At 63.1% G+C, this 19,472-nt stretch carries 19 protein-coding genes; 5 read left to right on the top strand and 14 right to left on the bottom strand.

The genetic code is table 11. From position 1 onward, the window contains the following. Nucleotides 1-97 precede the first annotated feature (97 nt). The 7 genes from AC1DGP_RS17520 to AC1DGP_RS17490 all read right to left on the bottom strand — a co-directional run bounded on the left by AC1DGP_RS17520 (nt 98) and on the right by AC1DGP_RS17490 (nt 7,439). Nucleotides 98-2,101, bottom strand: a complete 2,004-nt coding sequence (locus AC1DGP_RS17520) for a phage major capsid protein (protein ID WP_476832340.1) — start codon at nt 2,099-2,101, stop codon at nt 98-100. A gap of 34 nt (nt 2,102-2,135) precedes the next feature. Next, a complete protein-coding gene (locus AC1DGP_RS17515; protein ID WP_476832339.1) occupies nt 2,136-2,384 on the bottom strand; it encodes a helix-turn-helix domain-containing protein in 249 nt (82 codons plus the stop codon). Then, nucleotides 2,381-2,779 carry a phage terminase small subunit P27 family gene (locus tag AC1DGP_RS17510; protein ID WP_476832338.1) on the bottom strand — a complete coding sequence of 133 codons (399 nt, stop codon included), beginning with the start codon at nt 2,777-2,779 and terminating at the stop codon, nt 2,381-2,383. The genes AC1DGP_RS17515 and AC1DGP_RS17510 overlap by 4 nt, the downstream gene beginning before the upstream one ends. A 295-nt stretch (nt 2,780-3,074) precedes the next feature. Further along, nucleotides 3,075-3,311: a hypothetical protein gene (locus AC1DGP_RS17505; protein WP_476832337.1), complete on the bottom strand. Its 237-nt coding sequence runs from the start codon at nt 3,309-3,311 to the stop codon at nt 3,075-3,077. A 224-nt stretch (nt 3,312-3,535) separates the two neighbouring features. After that, nucleotides 3,536-5,719 (bottom strand): AAA family ATPase, encoded by a 2,184-nt coding sequence (locus AC1DGP_RS17500; protein WP_476832336.1) that lies wholly within the window; start codon nt 5,717-5,719, stop codon nt 3,536-3,538. Nucleotides 5,720-5,842: 123 nt separating this feature from the next. After that, entirely contained in the window at nt 5,843-6,124 is a 282-nt protein-coding gene (locus AC1DGP_RS17495; RefSeq protein ID WP_476832335.1) for a hypothetical protein, read from the bottom strand. A gap of 175 nt (nt 6,125-6,299) precedes the next feature. After that, the gene (locus AC1DGP_RS17490; protein ID WP_476832334.1) at nt 6,300-7,439 is read right to left on the bottom strand and encodes a tyrosine-type recombinase/integrase; all 1,140 of its coding nucleotides are present in this window, start codon (nt 7,437-7,439) and stop codon (nt 6,300-6,302) included. A 369-nt stretch (nt 7,440-7,808) separates the two neighbouring features. Between AC1DGP_RS17490 and AC1DGP_RS17485 the strand changes: the two genes are divergently transcribed. Continuing rightward, a complete protein-coding gene (locus AC1DGP_RS17485; protein WP_441480139.1) occupies nt 7,809-8,027 on the top strand; it encodes a hypothetical protein in 219 nt (72 codons plus the stop codon). A 388-nt stretch (nt 8,028-8,415) separates the two neighbouring features. On the opposite strand, the gene AC1DGP_RS17480 is transcribed toward AC1DGP_RS17485, so the two are convergent. From AC1DGP_RS17480 to AC1DGP_RS17465, 4 genes are all read right to left on the bottom strand, one after another. After that, nucleotides 8,416-9,450 (bottom strand): AI-2E family transporter, encoded by a 1,035-nt coding sequence (locus tag AC1DGP_RS17480; RefSeq protein ID WP_476775385.1) that lies wholly within the window; start codon nt 9,448-9,450, stop codon nt 8,416-8,418. A gap of 136 nt (nt 9,451-9,586) precedes the next feature. After that, entirely contained in the window at nt 9,587-10,411 is an 825-nt protein-coding gene (locus AC1DGP_RS17475) for an LssY C-terminal domain-containing protein (RefSeq protein WP_476775386.1), read from the bottom strand. Between the two features lie 203 nt (nt 10,412-10,614). Then, a complete protein-coding gene (locus AC1DGP_RS17470; protein ID WP_476775387.1) occupies nt 10,615-10,947 on the bottom strand; it encodes an SMR family transporter in 333 nt (110 codons plus the stop codon). A gap of 134 nt (nt 10,948-11,081) precedes the next feature. Further along, nucleotides 11,082-11,771 (bottom strand): pentapeptide repeat-containing protein, encoded by a 690-nt coding sequence (locus AC1DGP_RS17465; RefSeq protein ID WP_476775388.1) that lies wholly within the window; start codon nt 11,769-11,771, stop codon nt 11,082-11,084. A gap of 26 nt (nt 11,772-11,797) precedes the next feature. Here AC1DGP_RS17465 and AC1DGP_RS17460 point away from each other — a divergent pair, with 26 nt between their 5' ends. After that, on the top strand, nt 11,798-13,120 hold the full coding sequence (locus tag AC1DGP_RS17460; protein ID WP_476775389.1) for a GGDEF domain-containing protein: 1,323 nt from the start codon (nt 11,798-11,800) through the stop codon (nt 13,118-13,120). Here the strand turns inward: AC1DGP_RS17460 and AC1DGP_RS17455 are convergent. Further along, nucleotides 13,117-13,338 (bottom strand): hypothetical protein, encoded by a 222-nt coding sequence (locus AC1DGP_RS17455; protein ID WP_113517628.1) that lies wholly within the window; start codon nt 13,336-13,338, stop codon nt 13,117-13,119. The two genes, AC1DGP_RS17460 and AC1DGP_RS17455, sit on opposite strands and share 4 nt — an antisense overlap. Nucleotides 13,339-13,594: 256 nt before the next feature. Between AC1DGP_RS17455 and AC1DGP_RS17450 the strand changes: the two genes are divergently transcribed. After that, nucleotides 13,595-14,152: a PRC-barrel domain-containing protein gene (locus AC1DGP_RS17450; RefSeq protein WP_476775390.1), complete on the top strand. Its 558-nt coding sequence runs from the start codon at nt 13,595-13,597 to the stop codon at nt 14,150-14,152. A 63-nt stretch (nt 14,153-14,215) separates the two neighbouring features. Here AC1DGP_RS17450 and AC1DGP_RS17445 read toward each other — a convergent pair whose 3' ends face one another. Further along, on the bottom strand, nt 14,216-15,760 hold the full coding sequence (locus tag AC1DGP_RS17445) for an NAD(P)H-hydrate dehydratase (RefSeq protein WP_476775391.1): 1,545 nt from the start codon (nt 15,758-15,760) through the stop codon (nt 14,216-14,218). Nucleotides 15,761-16,087: 327 nt separating this feature from the next. Between AC1DGP_RS17445 and AC1DGP_RS17440 the strand changes: the two genes are divergently transcribed. Together AC1DGP_RS17440 and glnA are read left to right on the top strand one after the other, a co-directional pair. Next, nucleotides 16,088-16,426, top strand: coding sequence for a P-II family nitrogen regulator (locus AC1DGP_RS17440; RefSeq protein ID WP_113518708.1), 339 nt, complete (start codon nt 16,088-16,090; stop codon nt 16,424-16,426). 95 nt (nt 16,427-16,521) lie between these two features. Next, nucleotides 16,522-17,931, top strand: a complete 1,410-nt coding sequence (glnA, locus tag AC1DGP_RS17435; protein ID WP_441491770.1) for a type I glutamate--ammonia ligase — start codon at nt 16,522-16,524, stop codon at nt 17,929-17,931. A gap of 114 nt (nt 17,932-18,045) precedes the next feature. Here glnA and AC1DGP_RS17430 read toward each other — a convergent pair whose 3' ends face one another. After that, entirely contained in the window at nt 18,046-19,413 is a 1,368-nt protein-coding gene (locus AC1DGP_RS17430) for a TIGR03808 family TAT-translocated repetitive protein (protein ID WP_441505576.1), read from the bottom strand. Nucleotides 19,414-19,472: the final 59 nt, after the last annotated feature.

Raw genomic sequence — 19,472 nt, 5'->3', positions numbered from 1 at the left:
TTCATGAGTTGAAAGGCCGGACCAGCGCGTGGTGTGAAACGCTGGCCCGGAGTTCACTGGCGCTCGCTGGGCTGACGGGCCGGAAGCGCCAGCCGGTTCACCAGGTGATCGCATTCACGGCATGAACCATGCCGGCGCGGCGCATGCCCCACGACACATCGAGCAGCATCCGCATGCCGATCGAGGCGGTTTGCCAGAGCGAGCGAACCGGCGTTGCGACCACGCCAGCGCCGGCCGCGCCGGTCGCGATCGGCAGCGGCCCGGGTGCAACCGCCGGATCGGGCATGGCCTGATTGACCGGATAACCCCCGTCTTCCTCGTGGATCGTCGCAGTGTCCGAGATATCGAAACTCGGCGCATCGCCGGTCGCCGAAGCAAAATCCACCGCCCGAACCGCAATCAGCGTCTTGGCCGGGACGTTGGTCGATTGGATCAGCGAGAATCCGAGCAGCGAGCCGGAATTGATCTCATCGCGGAAAACGAAGGCGCCGAGCGCGTTGACCAGCAATCCGAGCCTGACCACGTCGCTCGGATTGGCGAGAATGACGATGCCCGTCGCGGCGTTGGCCGCAACAAACGGCGCGACCAGCGCGGAGATATCTTTGATCACCGCGGCAACATCGCCGCCGGCCGCTCCGGCGGTTGGCGTTACGCCGTTCATCAGGCCAGCCGGCCGCACGCCTGCGATCAGCGCATTGCTGTCCAGAAGCGCGGTGTCGAGCGCGATCGCGGTGTCCTCGGTAATGCCTTGCCGGATCACCGCCTCGATCGCCGGGGTCGAGTGCGCCGCGATCTCGCGGGAATAGGTCGAGATCACGCCCATCTTGTAGGGAAACAGCGTCAGGCTGGCGGTTGAGCCGCGCCGGACCGGGATCGGCTGGCCCTCGCCGACAAACGCCCCGCGGAGATCACCAGGCGCATTCGTGCCGGGGTTGCGGCGCGGGATCTTGATTGCGCCGTTGCGGTCAAAGCTAAACCTGGCACCCTTCGGCGCGAGTTGCGCATAGGCGCTCACCGGCATCAGGGTTTCCATGAAGTCGGCAATCGCCGTGTCAACGAGCTCGGCCGCCCAACCGACCACATCGGTCATGGCCGGCGAGGTGACGGCCCGCGTCACCGCCGCCAGATCCTCATGATCGCGATAGCGCTGCACTAACACCTGCTCGATCGGCTGGCGCTTGACGTGGCTGACGAGGCTGCACACGCCGAGCCTCACAAGCAGATCCATCGGCCTGCCGGCCTTGGCCGTCGAGCGCTGCCCGGCCCCGAAATAGGACGGAGCAGCTTGGCGCGACACGGGCGCGGCCGGGACCAGGCGCTCGGACAAGGCCCGCTCAGTGGCGCGCAGCCGGTCCAGGGTCTTTTCCTCGTCCGCAATCTCGGCATTGAGCCGATCGAAATCAGCCGCCTCGTCGTCGCTCAGATCGAGCTGATCGTTGACGCGCAACGCCAATGGGCGCTGGCGATCACGCAGGGTCGTTAGGTTTTGCTGCGATGCGGAGATCCGTTCGCTGACCGACATGGCCGCGCCCTTTCTTCGTGCTGGATTTGCGGGAAAGAGGCCGCCGGGATGCGCGGTCCCGGCGGCCCTACCGACGCGGCCCGTCCCTTCGCCAGACTCGGCGAACAGGCGCGTGCGATCTTGAGGATCGAGATGTTTGGCGATGGCGAGCGCGGCCGGGTTGGCGGGAACCGCAACCAGGCTGCACTCGAGCAAGGTTTGCTTGCGGAAGCGCTGCCCGGCATAGGGCCGCTCGCGGTCGATCGGCTCGGCCTTGAGCGGCTGAAAACCGACGCTGACGGCGCGCAGGATGCGCTGCTCGAGCAGGCTTCTCAAAGTGTCGATGAAGGCGGAGGTTCCGGCCGCGGCCAGCTTGAGCCGGCCAACCAGGCGCTTGCCCTCGACGCGGACGTTTTCCCATGTGCCGATCGGCGGCGCGCTGGAATCATGCCCGTACAAGGCGATCGGGTTTTTCTTGAACTCGGCGAGTTGCCAGCCGCGCACCTCGATGATGTCCCCGACACGATCGACGCTCTCGTCAGACATGACGAATTCGAACGGATCAGCCTGGGATTGTTCGCCGGTTTTGATGATGGGCACGGTGCGCGTCCCGGTTGACGCGCGGGACTATGAGTCAAGTTTTGTTGCCTATGGCAAACACAGCCGCGGCGTTTTGACTCAGCAAGGACGGCGCGCGGCGCTCGGCCAGGGACATCAATCCCCGCCCGACCGGCCACGACGGCGACTGGTGCTCTCCGCTGGCGAGCCGGGTGATGCAGGACCGAGAAACCTTCAGCGATCGGGCAATGTCCGCACGACGCAGGCCGCTCTGCTCGATGCCGGCAATGATGGCGCGGAAATCGATCTCGGGCCGGTCCGTCACCGGATCACCCTCAACTTCTTGGCGGCCGGGCTGGGCGGCCGGTAGCCGGAATGGTCGAGCAGCATTTCAAACGGATCGTCCTCGATCCCGTCCGGTTGTGCGATCCGGCTTCTGGCAACCGGGCTCAACCCCAGAACCTCGCCGGCCCTGTGCATGGCCTTCTCGGCCTCGGCCTGGATCCGGATGGCCGGCGAGACGACGCGCTGGCCCATTGAGCCGATCGAATAGAAGCCGGTTTCCTCGATTTCGCGCTGACAATGCCTGTATCGATCCCAGGCAATCGCCATGCGCTCGAGCGCCTGGGAATCGGCGCTTGTGTAAACGCCTGGCGGCGCGGATTTCTCGATCTGCCGCCAGAGCTCCCTCTGGGAATCGCTCAGATGATCCGGCGGCATTGGTCTGGCCGGCAAGCGGACCGAGTTCGGAATAGGTCTGCATGACCTGTTGCCCTCGAGGCGGCGGATCTCGGATGGCTTGCGTGGCCTTCCTGTTGGCATCTCATGTGCCCCAATTTGACCTGGCCGACACCTGATCTTGCATTAATGCAATATCTGTTGGCCAAAAACAGGTTTTCTTTTGCGTTCGCGCGAACGATTGGCCACGGATTGGTTCGAGAGGCCCACCCCCGGACCTTTTTGACCGCCCCCCCCGGCCTCGATCCGCCCCGCCAGGTCGAGCCGGCCGGCGCCGTCACTTCCGGTACAGGTGATGCGGGAAGTCGGGCGTCGAACTGATCTCGGGATGGCAGAGGCATTGCCCGCCGCGCAGCCGTGGACACCAATCATCGTGTCGGATGATGAAATGCGTGAGACTTCCGGGACCGACCAGCCCGATTGAGCGCAGGCTCTCGGCCTGGCTCGCCATTCGTTCGTGATAGCCCCGTTTCTGCGCCTCGGCCTGTTCGGCCCGTCGTTGATGGCGGTTCATGTCACGCCTCCTGATTGGTTGGTGCTGTCGGATGATTGATGCGTGCAGTCGCAGAGCGGAATCTGCGCGGGCATCTCGCCGACGTTGCGCCGTTGGCCGCCATTGAAAGATCAATGATGGCGGGTTCCAACCCGCCATTGATATTATAGGCGGCCAATTAATAACGGCAGTTGGCCGTTTCCTGCCATTAACCTGCCATTGAAATTGGCCTAATGGCAGGTCGTTCATGATGGCCTCTTGAGGTTGTCGACCCAGAGTCCCTTGACCTTTTTCCAGTTGGTCGGGTGGTCGTATTCCTTCGCGAACAGAAGGCCGGATTTGAGCCAGATCCGGATTACCTCGCGGGCCTGTCCCTCGGTTTTCTGCGGGCAGTGTTTCTGCACCACCCGCCAAGCCGCGCGGTCCGTGTTCGGCGCGCTGCTGTAGCGGTTGCCATCGAGCAGGCCATCGTCGATCTCGTCGAGGATCTTGTTGATCGTCGGGACGCTGAGACCGGCGAACAGATCGGGCGGAATCCACACCTCGACGGTCTGGACATGGTCACCGCTCGGATAGAACTCGTTGCCGTTTCCGATCGGGACGCTGACCAGCCGGAACCATGTCGCTTCGGCCGGCGGGGCGATGTTGAGCTTTGCGTCATCGATCCGGATCAGCCTGCGCCGCTCGGCCTCGTCCAGCCCGAACGCCCTGGCCTCCTCTGACGTCATCACCGTGGCCGTGCGGACCAGCCGGAGCGCATCCTTCAGCGCGGAGGCTCCGCGGCCCTTGCTGGCGTTGCCGGGGTCGCCTGGCCCCTTGTTCATGTGATGGGGCACGTCGACCGCGATATCGAGGTTGATGGCCATCTGGCAGAGAAGGCTGGCGACCTGGTCGATGCCGTTATTGTCGTTCTCGTTGACCGCGTGCGCCTTCACGAACGGATCGAGCATGACCAGGTCGATCCGGCGTGACGTGATGGCGCGTTCGAGCTTCGCGGGCAAGGTTCCCGGCACGGGATGGCCCTTCTTGTCGACGCCCATCAGCTTGCCGCCCTTCGCGCCGAGCGCCGCCAGGAAGAGCCAGCCCTTGATCTCCCCGCGGTCGATGCCGTGATGGATCAGCGCGGCCCGGATGCGGCGGCGCAGTTCGTCCTCGCTGTCCTCGAGTGAGACGATCAGGACGCGGGCGCGCTGGAAGACACGTTCGCCGGTCAGGGGTTTGCCGGTCGCCAACGATAAAGCCTGCGCATAGCGGAGCGCGGTTTTGCCGACGCCTCCGTCGCCCAGCAGGGAACTGCCGAAGCCGCGGCAGAACGAGGTGCCGAGCAGCCAGCCGCGCGGCGGCGGAATCTTGTCGTCGGCGCCCGCGTCCCATTCCCCCAGCAGATCATCGCTTTCCAGGCCGGCCGCCGCGCGATCGGCGCGCCATGGATGTGCCCTGTCGATGCACTCGGTTACGGCATCCCGCCCGTTATCCGTCCGCCAGAGATCGTTGAAATCCTTGATGCCATGCGGCGGGCGAGCAACGCGGACGGTGCGGCTCTGCGACTCGAACCACGGCCCGGCGGCGAGCACCGCCTTGTCGCCTGCCTCGTCGTTATCCGCGAGCACGATCACCTCGCGCACGATCGGCGGAAGCACAACCGAGCCGAAACCACCCGCCGCCACGGCCGACCAGGCCGGGAGCTCGGTCGCCTGCATCCCGGACAAGGCATCCTCGATGCTCTCGGCGAGCAGCAGAACCGGGCCGGCCTTGGCGAGACGGATGGCGCCGCCCTTCCAGGGTCCGAGCGTCATTCGGGGCGGTTTGATCGGCGCTTTGCCTTGGCCGTCGCTGGCAAGCCATGTCCGGTGAATGCCGCGAAACTGGCCGTCACCGTCATGCACGGCGGCCACCATCGCCGGATACGATTCGCCCGATCGCTTGTGAATCAGCGACGGCGAGAACCGGAGCGATCGGTCATCGTCTGGCAGATCGAGCCCGCGCCAGTTCAGGTAATCCTCGCCCAGCGTCCCCTCGATCGGCTTGGCCTGATCCCAGATCTTGCCGGCTCGCTCGGTATTTTCGGCGTCGTCGCCCTCGTCGGGCGGCGGCTTGCGGGACTGCTGGTCGCGGCGCGGGCTTTCGGTTCGCGGGCCGGAAGGCGCGCCGTTCAGGATCTCGACCGCCTCACGGAAGCCAACGCCGTCGAGCCACATGATGAAGTCGATCGCGCCGCCACTGCCATAGTCGCAGCCCCGGCAGTGAAACTCCTGGCTGGCGGGCTTGATCGCGAACCGATCCGTGCCGCCGCAATGCGGACACGGCCCGACCCATTCGGCGCCGATCCGCTTCAGTACGATCCCGCGCTTGTCGGCGATATCCTCGATGCGGATGGCGCGGGCGCGAGCAATGTCACTTTCAGTGAACCCGCTTGATGTGCCGTGCATCGGCCGGCCTTCCCGATCGGGTTGGCCGCAGCTGGTTCGACAGCAATGTGCGCGTCAGCTAGAATCCACGCGTTGTGGCGGACCTGAAAACCCTCGCGCGCTGTCGTTCAGCTGCGGGGGTTTTCATTTTGAGGCGGCTTCGGGACGAGTTTTGCGCCGGGAACCCGGCTTGCCGACGCGGGCGGCGCGCAGCTTCGCGACATCCCAAAGCCGGATCTTCCCCTCGCTAATGTCGGGCGCAGGGATGACGCCGAGCTTCAACAGCCGCCAGAGCGTTGTGATGCTGATCCCGCCAAAAAACTCTCGGACAACCGGCGCACCGACATAGCCCTCTGGCGGCAGCGCGCCGAACCGCGTGGGATGGGACAAACGGGTAACGTTCTCAGCATCATGGATCTGAGACATCGCCAGCACTCCGGGGGTTGAACACCGGAACGCACGTTGAACCTACTTTTTATATTTTACAAGTTCCCATCGTTGCTTATTTCGTCCGGCCGAGTTGATCCACATTTTGTGGACTAATCACATCCACATCTTGTGAGGCGGCATCCACAATTTGTGGATATACCTTGATCCGGATTTAGCCGCCGCAGATAAAATCGGCCCATGCCTGCATGACGGGCGCGCGCTCGGCCAGCAGATCGTCACGCGCATAGGCCCGGCGCGTCTTGTCTTCCTCGATATGCGCTAGCGCCCGCTCTTGCAGGTCGTGCGCAACGCCCTCGCGACGACACCAATCGTTGAAGCAGCTTCGGAAGCCGTGGACCGTCACGCCCGGCGCAAGGCCTTTCAGGCATTCGGCCATCGCCATTTCGGACAGAGGCGTCTTGCCGCCGTTGCCGGCAAACAGATAGGGCTTGCCGTTGAAGCGTTTCGCCGCCGCCAGAGTTGCAAGCGCCTGCGTCGAGAGCGGCGTGCGATGCGCGCGACCGCCCTTCATGTTCTCGGCTGGTGCGGTCCAGACCGCGCCCTCGATCTGACCGGACTCCAGCAACCGCGTTGGCTTAGATCGCGCCGCCGTCATGATGGTGAACTCCAAAGCCCGCGCGGACGGCGATTTCAACGCCGCCAGCCGCTTCATGAACTTGGGCAGATCGCCGAGCGGCATCGCCTCGAAATGCTTTACCGTGTCGCCTTGCTTGCCCAGCAAGACGCGCACGGCCGGAAGCGGCGACGGCGCATGAAACAGCCCCTTGGCGCGCGCCAGTTCCAGCGTTGTCCCGATGCGCTGCAAGACCCGCCGCCCGGTTTCGGGCTTGCTTTTCCAGATCGCCGTCAGCGCATCGGCGATCAGCGCGGCGTCGATCTGGCCGATCGGCACCTTGCCCAGCGTCGGCAGCGCGTGCTGCTCGACGCTGTTGCGCCATTGCGCCACATGCTTGCCGTCGCTTGCCGCCTCGCGGGCTTGGCATGCTTCCTCGAAAATTTCGCCGAATGTCGTCGCTGCGGCAATGGCTGTCGCCCGATCCCGCCGCGGGTCTTCGCCGTCGCGGACGCGCTGGCGCATTTTCAGCGCACGTTCGCGGGCGAGGCTCAACGGCGTATCGCGCAGCGAGCCGATGCCGATCTCGACGCGCTTGCCAGCGATCGACAACCGGCAGACGAACGAGCGCGTTCCGGTCGGCTTGACTAGCAGGATCAGCCCCGGCGTTCCGAGCCGGCCCGAATCGTGATATTTTCCAGGCGGTAGGTCAGCAAGATCTTTTTGGCGCAGCGGCATCGTTCTCTCAACCGGGATTCGAACCCTTTCGTCCCCCGCTCGTTCCCCCCAATTGTTGAAATGGACGGAAACGAACGGAAACGAAAGGATGGGATCAACCAATTGAGATTGCAAGGGAAAGAACGAATCGGAAAACGTGGGAAATCGTCGGAAATCGTTCCCCCAAAGACACCCCTTCCGCCACTTATGCTTGCCAGCCGTTCCTTGCTGTAACGCATTGAAATAGCGAAATGCGCTCCCCCTTGCGGCTCTAATTTTCATCCCAATTCGCCCCAGCCATACATAGCGATGCAAAGATCGGAGCGTCGGTCGGTGGCTGCGAGTTGAGGAGCGTGCTACCGCCTCGTCAGCGAGGCAGGGGTGGGGTCCATGGATTTGAAGGCATTCCAGATCGAAGTGACGTCGGAGGGCGACAGCGCCCGCCAGGTCTTCTTCGTCGCAGCAGAATCAGGCGAGGCCGCCGTCGCACTATTGGCCAATCATTCTGCCTTGTTGCCCAACTTCAAACTGAAGCTGCAGCGCCGCCTGAGCGATGCGGAGATCGACATTCACCAGCTAGGGCCTGGGATGATCGTTCAATGGATGTGAGCGGGCTTGCCCCGTCATGTATCCCACGTTGGCGGCGCGCTCGATTTCAGCCCAAATCTGTGGCCTGACCGTAAATCCGTTCCGGCTGCATGTGCGCATGCAGCGGCGTCTCCTGTCCGCCGTCGCAGTGCGATCAAGATGTCGGGTTGCAGACGGCATTATTGACTGTCGCTGCGGATGCTGGCCATGGGCCTAAGCCGTCGAACGCCCGGCATCGTGTTTGGCTGCGGCCTTCGCCCAGCACTGAAGCTCCGCTTCTTCGTACAGGAACGCTTGAAGAAGGCGCGGAAAATCGCGCCGCGCGATTGGTCCAAATGGGACAGGCCCGGTTCGCCGTCATCCTCGGCGACAGGCCACGCCGCTTATCGATCCTGTCCCGGCCTTCTCGTCATTCTGAGCCAGGCCTGTCTGGGGCCTGATGCCCCGAGCTTGCCAGAGACCGCCGCCACGCGAAACGCAGGATCACACCCAGCGATGCCGCAAGTGGTATCGCCAGCAGCACGCCGATGAAGCCGAACAGCCATCCAAAGGCGAACAGCGCGAACATCATCCAGACCGGGTTGAGGTTGACCCGACGGCCGATGAGGCGCGGTGACAGCACATAATCGGCAAGCATTTCTCCGACGATGAAGATGCCGCCCACGACAGCGACAGGCACCCAATTCGGCCAGAACTGGGCCAGGGCAACGCAGGCCGCCACGAAGAACCCCGTCGCCGCGCCGAAATAGGGAACAAAACTGATGAGACCGGCGGTGAGCCCGATCACAATGGCATGGTTGAGCCCGACCACTTTCAGGGCTGATGCATAAAGCACGGCCAGAACGAAGCAGATGACCACCTGGCCGCGCACGAAGCCAGCGATCGTATCGTGGATTTCGCGCGCCAGTGCCCGAGCATCGTCGCGATACGCCGGGGTAAACCAGCCATCGACCGCCGCCATCATGCGGTGCCAGTCGATGGCGAGATAGATGGCGATGATCGGCGTCACCACGAGCAGCGAGAGAAGGGAAACCAGGGCCAGCCCACTTGACCATAACGAGCGAAGGAAGCTGTCGAGCCAGCTGCTACCCATCGACTTGGCGAGATCGGCGGGGGATTGCTCGAGGTGGAGTTCGCCGCCCATGACATTGTGCAGCCAGGGGCCGCTCGCATCGCTCACGAGCGACTGGAGCCGCGTGAGGTAGCGGGGGAATTCCTCAACGAAAAATCGGAACTCGCCAATGATGGCCGGGAGCATCACCAGGAGAAAGGCAATGAAGCCCGCAACCAGCGGCAAGAAGACGGTCAGAGCTGCAAGGGAACGATTCATGCCGAACCGTTCCATTCTGTCGACCACCGGGACGAGCAGATAGGCAAGCAAAGCGCCGACCACAAACGGCAGCAGGATTTGGCGCAACAGCACCAGCGCAACCAAGGCGACCACTGAGACCGCAATCCAGAACTTGGCTGGTTGCGCGATCCTCATCGACGTTCTGCGCACATGCGGTTTCGAACTCGATTGCCGGCTTCGTTGCGCCCGCCCCAGGAGAAAGCAGCGAGAGCGCAGCGCTCCGTTCAGTTCAGTTCACGATCAGGCTGGCGAAGGCGATCTCGCCATCGGTAATGTAGTGGTTGACCTTTCCGGTTTGCAAACGTGTACCGGATTGATGCAATACGACATCACCGATCATCTGCTTTGCCTTCAACTGGGCGACTATGTAGTTGCGCTCCGCATTCGTGTCGGAATCGGTCGCATGGGTCACCTGGAACGTCAGCCGGGTCAGAGATAGCCCAGTGTCCCGGGTACCAGCGCCGACCCATAACACAGGCCGGTCGGTCGCTGGCTTATCGGTATTCAACCAGAAGCTCGCTCCCGTCATATCGTCCTCGGAATGGGCGAGGCTCAGCGCCCAGAAGCGGATGTGATGGCGCTTGCGCGGGCTGTTGTCGATGGGCTCCTGGAAGCCGATGTCCTGCCTGCGTCCAAAGAGATAGAGGGTGCTGAAAGGAGCGGTCGGATAGGTCGAGTTCAGCAGAAACGCTCGTATCATTCGCCAGGAGCTGGCTATCCCCAAGCGATCGGCCGTCGACCAGCCCGCTGCTGCAAACGCATCGCGCAGTTGTTGAAGAGTGCCGATGAGGACGAGGTTTACAGGGTCTCCGGGCAGACCATCTCCGGTGATCGTGTATCGGGGGATCAATCTGCGGTGAAGAACCTTCAGGCCCATTCGAACCACGTTTGGCAAAATGACATAGGCAGCCAGACCGTAGGTCAGGCTTGCCGCCAGGATCCATGGCAGCCTGTGGTCTGCCGTATCGAAAATGACGAAGACGATCAGCCAAACGCTGACGACGCCCAGGCAGAGAACGAGGAATCTCTGAAAGAGGCGCGCGAGCAGTCTCAACGTTCTTGGTCCCGTCTGGTGCTGGGTGAAATCGCCATCGCTGTTCGTCGTGGGGATTTTGGCATCCGAACACAACCACATAAGTGACGGCACTGTTTGCGGGCGGCAAACCGGTGATCCCGTTGCCCCTATACTAGTGGATGCTTGGTATTGGCGCTATGGCCGCGCGCCAGGGCGCCAAATTAGCCAGGCCGCAAAAGCGCTCAATGCCCGCCAGAGGAGGAGAGGATGTTCACGACCAGGACGCCCGTCACGATCAGGCCCATTCCGACCACCGCCCAGAGATCGAGCTTCTGGCCGAACGCAAACCACCCCACCGCCGAGATCAGGACGATACCTGCGCCCGACCAGACAGCATAGGCGATCCCGACGGGCATGCTCCTCAAGGTGAGTGACAGGAAGTAGAACGCGACGCCATATCCGATCGCAACGACGGCCGTGGGTCCCAGTTTTGAAAACCCCTCCGACGCTTTGAGAGCCGAGGTGGCGATGACCTCGGCGACGATGGCAACGGCAAGAGTAAGAAAGGCGTTCATACCCCGCCTAAACATCCTTGTGTGACGCTCTCAAGGCTCCCGATCGAAGGGAGCCCCGCAGCAGCCCGAGGCGCTGGCGTCCCCGGGAACGTTAGGGCGACACTTCCCCGAGATGCCCCACGGAGGCTGCCCCCCTAGCGCACCTTCAAGCCCAATTCCGCGAGCAGCTGGCCAGCCTGCTGGCGAGAGATCGTGGCGCCGCGAAAGAGCGTGGCGTCAACCAGCCTCAGTCCGCCCAGATCAGCGCCACGAAGATCAGCCCCCTCGAAGCGCGAGCCGGTCAGTGCCGCATCCATCAGACTGCAATCCTCGAAGACAGCATCCCGGAAATCGCATTTCCTCAGGTCCGACTGGCTAAAATCGATTTTCCTGAGCGTGGTCTTGCGGAAGCTGAACGACGGAAGCTTCGCGCTGACGAGCAGGACCTCCTCGAACCGGCAGTCCAATGCCCTTGCTTCGGACAAATCCGCGCCAGTCAATTTGCAGCCCGCGAAGGACGCCGAGACCAGTGTCGTCCGGCGCAGAACGGCGTTGTTGAAATCTCCCGACTGAACCCGGCCGTCCGATAGATCGGCCCCCATGAAATCTGCGAAGGCCGCCCGACAGCCGAGCCATCGCACCCGCTCGAGTTTCGTACCTCTCAGCTTCGCGCGCTTGAGGCTGCACCGTTCGAAGAGCCAACCCGACAGATCGAGCCCCGACAGGTCCGCCTCATCAAGATCGCACGCGATCACATGGTGCGGTATGCGCAGCTCAGAGAGAGCTGCCACATCGGCTCGCTGCAGGGTCCGCTCCGCGACGGTCTGAAAGGGATCATCAGGCATGCGCTCCCGTAGCAACTGGCCGGCGGATGATCAATTTCAGCACCTTCGTGGGCCGTCGCACTCCCTTGCTTCTGGGGTCGCCGCCCTCCCCGATAGTGATGCTCGCGAGCCAGACAGAACATCCGGCGACGGCGAATTGTTTACCCAGGGGCAGTAGAGAGCAGCAGCATCTCGAACCGGACAGCCTCTGCAGTCAGATCATCGTGAATCTCGTACCAACGGCCATTCTGTTTCTGTTCGCAGCAACCTTCTGCGCCGTCTGGCTGGCCGAGCGCCGAAGCTGGTATCTGCTCCATTTTGCGCATGCGTTCCTGGCCTTTGGCCTTGGGATGCTCGTCCAGACAACACGGACTCCAGCCGATTTCGGGTTGAACACGATGCTGTACGGAATGCTCTATGTTTCCGGCACGCTGGGCTTCGTGACTGGCGTGATGGTGCGCTCCGGCCGGCGCCCTTCTCGCTGGTTCCTCACCATCTGGTTTGCCGCAGTGATGGGCGCGCTCGGCTATTTCTATTACATTGACCGCAACCTCATCGTGCGCATCCATATCGTGAGCTTCGGCCTCGGCGGCATCATCGTCTCAGCCGCCTGGATCATGCGGTCGCTTGCTCGGGGAAGCGCGACCGACAGGATAATCTTCTGGCTGGTTCTGGTGTTTGGCCTGCATTTCTTCCTGCGTACGCTGCTGACGAGCGAATTGGCCGCGGCAACATCCGCTTCGGGGTTCCTGCAGTCCGGATTCTGGACCTGGGTGCAATTCAGTGCCTCGGTCTTCGGGGTCGGGATGGGCCTTGGGCTGCTCCTCGTCATAGGGCTGGATGTGACGGCCCGGCTGCGCAAGGAGCGCGATACCGATCCGCTCACGGGGGCGTTGAACCGGCGCGGCCTGCAAGGCCGGTTTCAATCTCTGGGCGCGGCGCGTCATCCATTGGTGCTCAGCGTCGTCGCCTGCGATATCGATCATTTCAAGAGCATCAACGACGCCTATGGCCACGCGGCCGGGGACGCCGTGCTGATCGCGATTGCAGCCTCCATCCGGAGCGCCGTTCGCAGCAACGATGCCGTCGGTCGCGTGGGAGGCGAAGAATTCGTCATCCTGCTCAAAGATACGACCGCAGAACAAGCCTTCCATTTCGCGGAACGCCTGCGGGGCGAAATCGCCAGGATCTCGTTTCCCAGGCTGCCGCCCGATCGGACGGTGACGTGCAGTTTCGGCATTGCCGAGCTTCGCCGTGGCGAGACGCTCGCACATGCGATCGGCCGCGCGGATCAGGCTCTGTACGCAGCCAAGAACGCCGGACGGAACCGTACGCGCACGGCCACGCCCTTAGTGCCGGCGCGATCCTAGGCGTCATTGCTGGCGTTGAGTTCGTCCAGCTCAAGCCCGTCCTTGTCGTTCGGATCAGGCAACAGCCCCTGCCCCGTCGCCCAGCGCGCCACAATCTCGGCGACAGCCTCTTCACGCGATCGACGTGACTGGATTTCCCGCAGATAGCGATCGAGCGCAGTCAGTTCGGCAGCACTCAGATGGATGGTCAGGGGCGTCCTCGGCTCGGCTGCAGGCATGGCATACTCCCGTCCGCTCTCGCGACGGACTGCTCGCCCGGCGGCAGCAATCCGACGATAGAAGCATGACAGGATCGCGGGGCGCAGCAAGGCGCAACAGCCCTGCAGGCCCCGTCCCGACGCCCTCCTTCAGGCATGCCCATGCGTCAAGCGCATGGCAATGTCCCGCGTCGAAAGGGAGGGTTTTGGCGAACCAAATCCGGATTCCGACGTTTTCCGCTCAAGCCGCAATTGCGGTTCCTGAATGGAGGAAGCGATGTTCAAGCATTCAATCGCGCTGACGGCCGTCGGAGCTGTCATGTTTGCGACGACCGCGATCTCGCAGACCAGTGCGCCCTCATCGAACGCCCCCTCGGCAGCTCCTTCGGCTCCGGCCCCCGCCGTGGAGCGCCCCAAGCCGCCAGAGAACAACCTCGCAGGCCAGGGGAAGTGGCGTGCGTCCAAGCTGATCGGTGTCGATATCTACGGCTCCGACAAGAAGAAGGTCGGTGATGTGACGGAAGTCCTGTTCGACAAGGCAGGCAAGGTCGAGATGGTGACCGTCGGCGTCGGCGGCTTTCTTGGCATCGGATCGAAGGATGTTGCGATCCCCTTCGAACAGGTGACGTGGAGCGAAGAGCCGATGGTGGTTCCCGCTCCGGCCCCTGCCCCTGCCCCCGCAGGAGGAAGCGGCAGCACGAGCGGTCCGGCCACGGCTCCGACAGCGGCTGCGCCTGTTCCGCGTGGTCCGATGATGTACCCGGACCATGGCGTCATCAGCATGACGAAGGAACAACTCACGGCGGCACCGGCCGTGACCTATGCCAGCCGCTAATTGGCCACCAGACATCCCGGCCTGCAAAGCAGCGGGCCGGCGATCTCCAAAGTTGTTCGCCAGCTAATGGACGTTACCATCTCGACGAGCAGGCAGCTCGGAGAGAACGGGCAGGACAGCTTCCGGCAGATCATCCGCGATCAAGCCACGACCAAACCGTTCCGCGGCCTTGCCATGGAGCCAGACGGCGGCGCAGGCGGCCTGGAAGGCTGGCATGCCCTGGGCCAACAGCCCCGCGATGAGGCCGGCCAGGACATCACCGGACCCAGCCGTCGCCAAGTCCGGGCTGCCGGTCATGTTGATCGCGGCCCTTCCACCGGGCTCGGCAATGACGCTGTCCGGCCCCTTCAGGACGACGACCGCACCGGTGGCCGCCGAAGCGCGGCGCGCCCGTTCGAGCCTAGACGGAGCAGCCATCACGTCCGCAGACGAGGCAAAGAGGCGCTCGAATTCCCCTTCGTGCGGCGTAAGTACGCAAGCTGCGCCGCTCGGCCTGATCCTCGAGCCGATCGGGACGGACGTGGTTTCCGCTGCCAGCAGGGTGAGCGCGTCCGCATCGAATACCGCTGGAACACGCGAGCGCTGCGCGGCAAGGACGGCTTCCCGAGCCGTTTCGTCAAGCCCGAGTGCCGGGCCGGCGAGGACTGCGCCGAGCCGTTTCTCGGCCAGCAGAGTTTCTATATCGGCTGCCGAGGCAGCTGCCCGCTGAATCAGCGCATCCGGGCCGCGGGCGGCATGCGCGGCAAGGGCTTCGGGCCGGCACGCAATCGTCACCAGGCCGGCGCCAATGCGCAGCGCGGCACGCGCCCCGAGTCTGGGCGCGCCAACCCCTGCAAGCCCGCCCGCCAGAACGAGCACCGCGCCGCGCTTGTATTTATGGGTATCGACCGCGTGGTGCGGCCACTCGGCGCGCCATAGCGGCGGTTCGTTGCGAAAAGTTCGCGCCTCCAGGGCGCCCTTGCCAAATGCCACCTCCGCCGTGATGCCGATATCGGCAAGCGTCACCACGCCGCATAATCCACGCCCGGGATAGAGCAGATGCCCCGGCTTGAGGCGAAAGAACGTGACCGTCTCATCGGCCCTTGTGACCGCTCCATCAGCGCGTCCGGTCTCCCCCGAAAGGCCGCTGGGGACATCCACGGCGATCACCGCAGCTGCCGAGGCGTTGACACGTTGCACCACGGCGGCGACGTCGCCGGCCAGCGGCCGATCGAGGCCAGCACCGAAAAGGGCGTCGACCACGATGGCTGCCCGCTCGGGAGCGGCAGAGGAAATCGGCATGACCTCACCGGTCCAGGCCTGCGCCATCGCAAGGGCATCGCCCTTCAAGGCTTCACGGTCACCCGACAGGGCAAGCGTCACCCCGAAACCGCGCTCGCGAAGGAGACGGGCTGCGACGAACCCGTCCCCGCCATTGTTGCCAGGACCGCAGAGAACCAGAATGGCCTGTCCGGGTAGGGCCCGCCGGCTGACGGCATCGGCGACCGCCCTGCCCGCTCGCTCAATCAGGACGGGCCCCGTCGTTCCGGCCGCAATCGCAGCCCTGTCGGCGCGCGCCATCTCGGTTGGGGTCAACAGGGCAAGGGCGATCTCGTCTGCTGTGCTCATCGCGCGATCATCCGGAAGCCGGACGCTCATAGCAAGATCGGGCGCGCGGATCTCGTTTGGCTATCGATTGATCATCTGCATAAATTATGGGCGGAATATCGCCTCATCATGAGGCGATACCTGCCACGCTCCCTCATGGCGAGGCACACGCGCCGATGCTATGAGCACATACGGCGAGTGTTCGTCTGCCACGGCGGAACGCTGAACCGGCCTCCGAGCCATCGGGAAAGGCCGATTTTCAGTGCATCGACGATTGGACCGGCAGGCGGTATCGAGGAACGGACGAATATCCGTTTCCAACCACGCGCAAGGGAGGCCGGTCGGCGCATGAAGAAGATCGAAGCGATCATCAAGCCCTTCAAGCTGGATGAGGTGAAGGAGGCACTGCAGGAAGTCGGGCTGCAGGGCATCACCGTGCTCGAAGCCAAGGGATTCGGCCGCCAGAAGGGCCATACCGAGCTCTATCGCGGCGCCGAATACGTCGTCGACTTCCTGCCGAAGGTAAAGATCGAGATCGTGCTGGCCGACGAGATGGTCGAGAGCGCGATCGAAGCCATCAAGAAGGCCGCTCAGACCGGCCGGATCGGCGATGGCAAGATTTTTGTATCGTCGGTGGAGGGGGCGATCCGCATCCGCACCGGAGAGACCGGCGCGGACGCGATCTGAGGGCTTCATTCCCGAACCCGCGAAATCGGCGTCCGCCGGGCGAATACCCGCGGATCGATGAATGTTGAGAAACTGCTTTCAAGAGGAATGCTGAGATGAAGAGCGCCAAGGACGTCCTCAAGGCGATCAAGGACAATGACGTCAAGTATGTCGACTTCCGCTTCACCGACCCGCGCGGCAAGTGGCAGCACGTCACCTTCGACATCACCATGATCGATGAGGACATCTTCGCCGAGGGCACGATGTTCGACGGCTCGTCGATTGCCGGCTGGAAGGCGATCAACGAGTCCGACATGCTGCTGATGCCTGATCCGACGACGGCGGTGATGGACCCGTTCTTCTCGGCAGCGACGATGGTGATCACCTGCGACGTGCTCGAGCCCGCGACCGGCGAGCCCTATAACCGCGATCCGCGCGGCATCGCCAAGAAGGCCGAAGCCTATCTCAAGTCGACCGGTATCGGCGACACGGTCTATGTCGGCCCGGAAGCCGAATTCTTCGTCTTCGACGACGTCAAGATCTCGGCCGACCCCTACAACACCGGATTCAAGCTCGATAACGTCGAGCTGCCGATCAACGGCATGACCGATTACGAAGGCGGCAATCTCGGCCACCGCATCGCCACCAAGGGTGGCTACTTCCCCGTCCCGCCGCAGGATTCGGCGCAGGACATGCGCGGCGAGATGCTGGCAGCCATGGCGGCGATGGGCGCCAAGGTCGAGAAGCACCACCACGAGGTCGCCTCCGCCCAGCATGAGCTCGGCCTGAAGTTCGACACGCTGACCCACATGGCCGACACCATGCAGGTCTACAAGTACGCGATCCATAACGTGGCGCAGAGCTACGGCAAGACCGCGACCTTCATGCCGAAGCCGATCTACGGCGACAACGGCTCGGGCATGCACGTCCACCAGTCGATCTGGAAGGCTGGCAAGCCGATCATGGCCGGCAACAAATATGCCGACCTGTCGCAGGAGTGCCTCTGGTATATCGGCGGCATCATCAAGCACGCCAAGGCGCTGAACGCCTTCACCAACCCGTCGACGAACTCCTACAAGCGTCTCGTTCCCGGCTATGAGGCTCCGGTGCTGCTGGCCTATTCGGCCCGTAACCGTTCGGCCTCCTGCCGTATTCCGTGGACGACTTCGCCGAAGGCCAAGCGCGTCGAGGTTCGCTTCCCCGATCCGATGGCGAACCCCTATCTCGCCTTCGCCGCGCTGCTGATGGCCGGCCTCGACGGCATCGTGAACAAGATCGATCCCGGCCCGGCGATGGACAAGGATCTCTACGACCTGCCGCCGCGCGAGCTGAAGAAGATCCCGACCGTCTGCGGCTCACTGCGCGAGGCGCTCGAGGCGCTGAAGAAGGACAACGCCTTCCTCAAGGCCGGCGGCGTCTTCAACGACGACTTCATTGAGAGCTATATCGAGCTCAAGATGCAGGATGTGGCGCGTTTCGAAATGACGCCGCACCCGGTCGAGTTCGCGATGTACTACTCCTACTGAGAGCTCTGCGCCGGGAACGTCCCGGCGCAGCCGCTATCCTCCCGACCGCGGCAGATCGCGGTCCACCTGAAACGCCGGGGCGGCAACGCCCCGGCTTTTTTTCTGACAGGGCCCTCAGACGTAGCGATTATGCCCGAAGGTGACGCTGCCGACGGCCGTTGCGAGATCATTGCCGTAATCGGCCGTTCCCACGCGATTCATGGAGGTGCCGGTAAAGACGGTCGGCACGATGCCACCGAGGCTGGCACCGTTGACGATGTTTCCAGAGACAACGACGGACCGTCCGCTGTTCGTCACAGCTTCGTTCGAGACGCCAATACCGATAGCCGCGTTACGCACCAAATTCCCGGAAACCACCAGCGCGCGTGCAGCCGTATTGATGCCTGCCTGGATGCCTACCCGCGCAGCTCCGTCAATCAGGTTGCCGGAAACCACGCAGTCCTGCTCGACGACGATGCCGTTTCCGATCGTTGAAGGCGGATAGTAGCCGGGATCGGGAATCGGATTGTCGGTGACGTTGGAGATGCGGTTGCCTTCCACGATGACGCTGCGTGAAACGCCGTCGGAGAACTGGCCGGAGTTGGCGACGAGAATGCCGCTACCGACCGTGTCGAGGCTGTTGTTGGAAACGATGCAACCCGTGAGATCAATTCCGGCACCCGGCGCCTCGATGAAGATCGCCGCTTCGCGCGTGTTGTAGATATTGTTGTTGCTGACGTTGTGCAGCCCCCCGCCATTGCAGCGGATGGCGGAGAATTTGACGCTGAAGATCTTGTTATCGGTGATMGAAACGCCAACGGCCCGGAAGACGCTGACGCCATTGCCGTTTTGCCCAGTCCCGCCGCCAACCGTATCGACGCCGTTTATGAAGTTGCCCGTAATCGTCGAGCTGTCGCCGGTGATCGCGTCACGCCAGACCGCGATACCATTGTTCAACATGCCGGTAATGGTGTTGTTCAGCGCCTTGATCTGGGCGTTCTCGCTCCAGATCCCGACGGAATGGTTGCCGAAATAGCAGGACCGGAAGACCGCGCCGGACGAACTCGCGATATAGGCTCCAATGCCAGGCGAGTTCATGATCTGACAGTTATCGAACAGGACGTCCTGGGCATTGCCGGCGATTGCGATGAAGGCCGGGCGCTGAGAGACATAGTCTGTCAAGGCCCGGTTCTGGCCGTCGAAGAAAATCCCCTCGAAGCGAACCTGGTTCTGCCCTTCGATCCGAAGGAATGTATTCGCTCCTGTGAAACGCAGGACGACCGARCCGGGCATGGCGCGAACCTGCAACGGCTTGCCGCCGCCATTCGTCGGCAGGACCGTGACGGTGCCCGAGTCATAAACACCGGGCTGAAAGAAGAGAGGCCTCCCCTGATTGCGGGCGTAGTCGAATACGGATTGGAGGTCGGTGAATGTAGTCCAGCCGGAACTCGCTGCGGCGGTGCGGGCAACCACAGCGTCGTCGAACAGGGCGTAGGATGGCATCGAATATCTCCATATCGAACATAACGAGAACGATATGGGTCAGTATTCCTATCCACGTC

This window comes from Allobosea sp. 05T433, assembly GCF_056396065.1.
Note: the sequence above shows the minus strand (reverse complement) of the source record. Positions and strands in the feature narration are given on the sequence as shown.

What these genes read in the sequence shown, in the direction of transcription:
- AC1DGP_RS17510 (WP_476832338.1), bottom strand. Translation starts at nt 2,779, where the DNA reads ATGCCGCCGGATCATCTGAGCGATTCCCAGAGGGAGCTCTGGCGGCAG.
- glnA (WP_441491770.1), top strand. Translation starts at nt 16,522, where the DNA reads ATGAAGAGCGCCAAGGACGTCCTCAAGGCGATCAAGGACAATGACGTC.
- AC1DGP_RS17440 (WP_113518708.1), top strand. Translation starts at nt 16,088, where the DNA reads ATGAAGAAGATCGAAGCGATCATCAAGCCCTTCAAGCTGGATGAGGTG.
- AC1DGP_RS17505 (WP_476832337.1), bottom strand. Translation starts at nt 3,311, where the DNA reads ATGAACCGCCATCAACGACGGGCCGAACAGGCCGAGGCGCAGAAACGG.
- AC1DGP_RS17500 (WP_476832336.1), bottom strand. Translation starts at nt 5,719, where the DNA reads ATGCACGGCACATCAAGCGGGTTCACTGAAAGTGACATTGCTCGCGCC.
- AC1DGP_RS17445 (WP_476775391.1), bottom strand. Translation starts at nt 15,760, where the DNA reads ATGAGCACAGCAGACGAGATCGCCCTTGCCCTGTTGACCCCAACCGAG.
- AC1DGP_RS17485 (WP_441480139.1), top strand. Translation starts at nt 7,809, where the DNA reads ATGGATTTGAAGGCATTCCAGATCGAAGTGACGTCGGAGGGCGACAGC.
- AC1DGP_RS17450 (WP_476775390.1), top strand. Translation starts at nt 13,595, where the DNA reads ATGTTCAAGCATTCAATCGCGCTGACGGCCGTCGGAGCTGTCATGTTT.
- AC1DGP_RS17495 (WP_476832335.1), bottom strand. Translation starts at nt 6,124, where the DNA reads ATGTCTCAGATCCATGATGCTGAGAACGTTACCCGTTTGTCCCATCCC.
- AC1DGP_RS17465 (WP_476775388.1), bottom strand. Translation starts at nt 11,771, where the DNA reads ATGCCTGATGATCCCTTTCAGACCGTCGCGGAGCGGACCCTGCAGCGA.
- AC1DGP_RS17490 (WP_476832334.1), bottom strand. Translation starts at nt 7,439, where the DNA reads ATGCCGCTGCGCCAAAAAGATCTTGCTGACCTACCGCCTGGAAAATAT.
- AC1DGP_RS17470 (WP_476775387.1), bottom strand. Translation starts at nt 10,947, where the DNA reads ATGAACGCCTTTCTTACTCTTGCCGTTGCCATCGTCGCCGAGGTCATC.
- AC1DGP_RS17455 (WP_113517628.1), bottom strand. Translation starts at nt 13,338, where the DNA reads ATGCCTGCAGCCGAGCCGAGGACGCCCCTGACCATCCATCTGAGTGCT.
- AC1DGP_RS17460 (WP_476775389.1), top strand. Translation starts at nt 11,798, where the DNA reads ATGATCAATTTCAGCACCTTCGTGGGCCGTCGCACTCCCTTGCTTCTG.